Genomic DNA, 3,712 nt, shown 5'->3' on the forward strand with positions numbered 1-3,712 from the left:
TCTCGACACGGACGGGGAGTCGACCGCGCCCAGGAAGCAGAAAGCCCGGATGCTCAAATGCGAGTGCGCGACGTGCGGCTATACCGTCAGGACCGCGCGCAAGTGGCTGCAACAGGCCGGCGCGCCGCTCTGTCCGATCGGGGGGCATGGGCCGATGGAGCATGAGCCGCTGGACGACGATGATCCCGAGCCGGAGGATTGAGCGCAGTTGTATATCACAACGATAGACAGGTCATGCCGAAGCGATTAACGATAGTGTGCGCAGTGGGGGCATTATGATATTGGCAGTTGGAAACACAAAAGGCGGCGTCGGCAAGACCACCCTCGCCGTCAATCTCGCGGTCGCACTGGCGCTCGCCGGCCGCGACCTGTTGCTGGTGGACGGGGACGAGCAGGGCACCGCCCTCACCTTCACCCAGCTTCGCGCCGAGCGGCTTGGGCAAGCGGGCTATACCGCCGTCGCCCTTACCGGCGCGGCGCTGCGCAGTCAGGTTCGCCAGCTCGCCAGCAAATATGATGATATCATCATCGACGTGGGCGGGCGCGACACCGGATCGCTGCGCGCCGCGCTCACGGTCGCCGATACGCTCCTGGTGCCGGTGCAGCCGCGCAGCTTCGACGTGTGGGCGCTCGATCAGGTTTCGGCGTTGGTCGCCGAGGCGCGCGAGATCAACGAGGGCTTGCGCGCCGTCGCCGTGCTGAACGGCGCGGACGCGCAGGGGGCCGACAATGAGGCGGCCTTGGAGATGATCGGCGATATCGACGGTATCGAAGTGCTGCCCACGTCGATCGTGCGGCGCAAGGCGTTCCCAAACGCGGCGGCCGAGGGCAGGGCGGTTATCGAGCAGACCCCGCGCGATTCCAAGGCGATAGACGAATTGACGGCGCTGATCGGCGCGGTCTGTATATCAAGATAATATCGGAGTGCGTGTTAATGGCTATCGCTCGTAAACCGAACAGCAAGCCCAAGCCGCCGATTGACGAGGCGGCGGCCGATGCCTTCATTGCCGGCGCGGCGAAGCCCGAGGCCGCGCCGATCGCGGCCGAGGCCGACGAGGCAGGGCAGGGGGCCGAGCCGCGCAAGTCGCCGGTGATGCTGCGTTTCGATCGCGTGCTTCTCGCCAAGGTCGATGCGGCGGCCAAGCGGCGCGGGATCAGTCGGAGCGCGTGGATTCAGTTCACCGTCAGCCGCGCGCTCGATGCCGGCGAGGGATGATCGATCGACGGGAAGGGGCAGCCCTTTGGATCGTGCACTATAGGCGTGAGGGCGCGAAATTGGCCGCGACCGAACGCGACCCCGCCTTGGCGAGGCAACTGATCGTGGAGACATGCCCGTCGTTGCGGTAGAAGATTTGACAGGTTCCGCTCGCTGCGAGATCGCGGCCGTCTCGCAATATGACGCGGGAAACCGTCATCCGATTTCCCGCCATGGCACCTGAGAACCGCGCCATCGAGCCCCAGCTCCGTTGCTGGAAATCGAGGGTCGCGGTTGCCGATCCCCGTTCGATCGAGGCGGAGTCGCACAGGATCAAAGTCGTCTCGTTGCGATATCGGGCGACGCGATCGGGATAGTCGCAGCGTCCGCTTAGCTCCGTCTTCGGCTCGGCCTGGGCGCTCAGCGGGACGGACTGGATGAGCAGGGCCGCCGCTGCCGCCACGACGGACGAAAGGTGAGTTTTGGGGTAGGCCCTCACCGTTCGGCCGCTGGCGCGCTGAAATCCACCAGCACCGGCATTTCGGGTATGTCCCCGCGCAGCTTCGCGCGTCGCACGATGCTATGCTGGTCGATCAGGTTTTGCGCGTCGCGACGGCCGCTCATGGTTTTCGGGAGCCACATCATCGAAACCCGCTCGACCTTGCGGCCCTTCTTGATCGGCGTGAACTCGACCCAGAAGGGGCAGAGCTTGTTGATTTCGTCCTGCGCGACCTTGAGGCAGTATTTGTTGAAGTCGGCGAAGCGTTCCAACTTGCCTTCCGGCACGTTGAGCAGCCCGCGCAACTCCGCAATCGTGAACTCTTCGCTTTGCTTGTATTCAAGGCCGATCCGCCGTTCGATCATTTCATAGAGGCACAGCGCGTATTTCGACTCGAAACAATACATCACCTGCGTCTTGAGGCGGGCATAGACCTCGCTGTTGCGCAGTATCTCGATCAGCTCTTCGGGAATCCGGTAATGGAGGAAGCCGTCTTTTTCGAGGCTTTCGTCGCTGGGGCCGAGAAGCTGGACGCGGCGCTTGTAGCTCTTGCCGGCCTTGCGGATGGTGACGATCGCGATCGTGCCCATCAGGCGCAGCAGCGAGCTTTCTATGCGCTCATTGCCCTGGTGCGTGCCCTTGAGCGCGGATTTGGCGATGCGGTGAATGACCGGCTCGCCGATCCGGTCCCAGGCGTTCGCGATCAGCAGATTGTAGATTCGGCGATCGGCGAGGGTGAGGGGCGACAGCTCGACAATATCGACCAGCTCGCCGGGTTTGACGATTTCCCCATAATTGGCGGGATCGAACGGGTTTCCGCGCCCCTTTTGGGCGAGCGTCAGGGCGGTTTCGCCACCCGAGGCAGTCTTTGCCTTGCCTTCCCTCACTGGTGAGTTTGCGAGAACCATGCCCTCACCTTAGCAGCAACGGTGAGCTAGGCAATTCCTAAAGCTCGCCGATCACGATCGGGGGACGGATACCCCAAAACTCACCGTCAATTCCGCGGCGACCCCAAAGCTCACCAGACTCGACCCCAAAGCTCACTTCTACCAGCCCAAAAGCTCACCGAAGGCTACCCCAAAACTCACGCGACTCGACCCCAACACTCACTTTTCGAGGTTATTTTTCCAAGTTTTCTGCGGGTTTGAGGTAGCCTGAATCTTGAATCTAAGAAGAATCTTTGAATCAGAAGGCGAAAGGTGAGTTTTGGGGTAGCCCCGCCTGTGGATAACTTCGCGCCTGCCGTAGCGACACACCCGAAGAAGAAGAAGAAGAAGAAAAGCACCGCCTCTTGGGGCTTCGCCCCGCCGGCTCGCAGCCTTCGGCCGCCCCGGATCGCTCCGCGATCCTCCCACCCGGCATCCCCATGATGAGCCGGCTCCGCCGGCACGCCTTTGTTTGGTTTAAGGAAGCATGACGCCCGTCACACCTCTCTCACCAGCGCTCCACCAAGAACCAACCATCGAAAATGGCTTTCCAGAAAAGCCAAGCGGATAGATCAGCGTGCAATCGGGAGGGTAGTGGACGTAGAAACGTCCCGGCAGGGGTGATCTCCGGGCCGATGCGCATCATTTCAGTTCTCGGATAGGGTTTCGGGCGTTGAAATCGCCGACGGCGCTCTACGGGCTTCCTAGGCGGTCGATTTTTCCGGCGCGAGATCCACGACCCTTCGGAGTACACCCACCGCCGCGCGAAACGCGAACGGTGAGCCGCTACCCCAAAACTCACCTTTCGCGCGCCAGAGGGGGATTTTCCGCGCTTACAGACGATTTGGTGCGGTGTAGAAATATAGCGGAACGCCATAATTCAGATGCACAAGTAATATCGGTATAGTAGCAGAGTGGCCGATTTCCGGGCCGTGGAGCGCCAATCCAGCGGCGGGGCAGGGGTGGACCCTGAATGCGCTAGGATCGCTCCAACGGCGTCCCTCGCGCGCGCCGATCGGATCGGCTATGGTGTGTGAAGCGAACGGCCCAACGATCGCAACCCGAACCCGCCGCGGCTGCTACCGTGGCGGG

4 protein-coding genes and 1 pseudogene are annotated in these 3,712 nt (G+C 62.2%); 3 read left to right on the forward strand and 2 right to left on the reverse strand.

Annotation, left to right across the window (positions count from 1 at the left end; all coding sequences use genetic code 11):
- From AX702_RS22405 to AX702_RS04155, 3 genes and pseudogenes are all read left to right on the forward strand, one after another.
- A pseudogene (locus tag AX702_RS22405) lies at positions 1 to 202 on the forward strand (transcription elongation protein SprT); the annotation flags it as partial.
- A 73-nt stretch (positions 203 to 275) separates the two neighbouring features.
- Positions 276 to 917, forward strand: coding sequence for an AAA family ATPase (locus AX702_RS04150; protein ID WP_066478485.1), 642 nt, complete (start codon positions 276 to 278; stop codon positions 915 to 917).
- 17 nt (positions 918 to 934) lie between these two features.
- Positions 935 to 1,216 (forward strand): hypothetical protein, encoded by a 282-nt coding sequence (locus tag AX702_RS04155; RefSeq protein WP_066478484.1) that lies wholly within the window; start codon positions 935 to 937, stop codon positions 1,214 to 1,216.
- Positions 1,217 to 1,253: 37 nt separating this feature from the next.
- Here the strand turns inward: AX702_RS04155 and AX702_RS04160 are convergent, their stop codons facing one another.
- Together AX702_RS04160 and AX702_RS04165 are read right to left on the reverse strand one after the other, a co-directional pair.
- The gene (locus tag AX702_RS04160; RefSeq protein WP_066478483.1) at positions 1,254 to 1,694 is read right to left on the reverse strand and encodes a hypothetical protein; all 441 of its coding nucleotides are present in this window, start codon (positions 1,692 to 1,694) and stop codon (positions 1,254 to 1,256) included.
- Positions 1,691 to 2,602, reverse strand: a complete 912-nt coding sequence (locus AX702_RS04165) for a replication initiation protein (protein WP_066478480.1) — start codon at positions 2,600 to 2,602, stop codon at positions 1,691 to 1,693. The genes AX702_RS04160 and AX702_RS04165 overlap by 4 nt, the downstream gene beginning before the upstream one ends.
- Between the last annotated feature and the right edge of the window lie 1,110 nt (positions 2,603 to 3,712).

The sequence above is a fragment of the Sphingomonas sp. CCH5-D11 genome (assembly GCF_001557395.1).
Taxonomy (GTDB): Bacteria; Pseudomonadota; Alphaproteobacteria; order Sphingomonadales; family Sphingomonadaceae; genus Sphingomonas.

What these genes read in the sequence shown, in the direction of transcription:
- AX702_RS04150 (WP_066478485.1), top strand. Translation starts at nt 276, where the DNA reads ATGATATTGGCAGTTGGAAACACAAAAGGCGGCGTCGGCAAGACCACC.
- AX702_RS04155 (WP_066478484.1), top strand. Translation starts at nt 935, where the DNA reads ATGGCTATCGCTCGTAAACCGAACAGCAAGCCCAAGCCGCCGATTGAC.
- AX702_RS04165 (WP_066478480.1), bottom strand. Translation starts at nt 2,602, where the DNA reads ATGGTTCTCGCAAACTCACCAGTGAGGGAAGGCAAGGCAAAGACTGCC.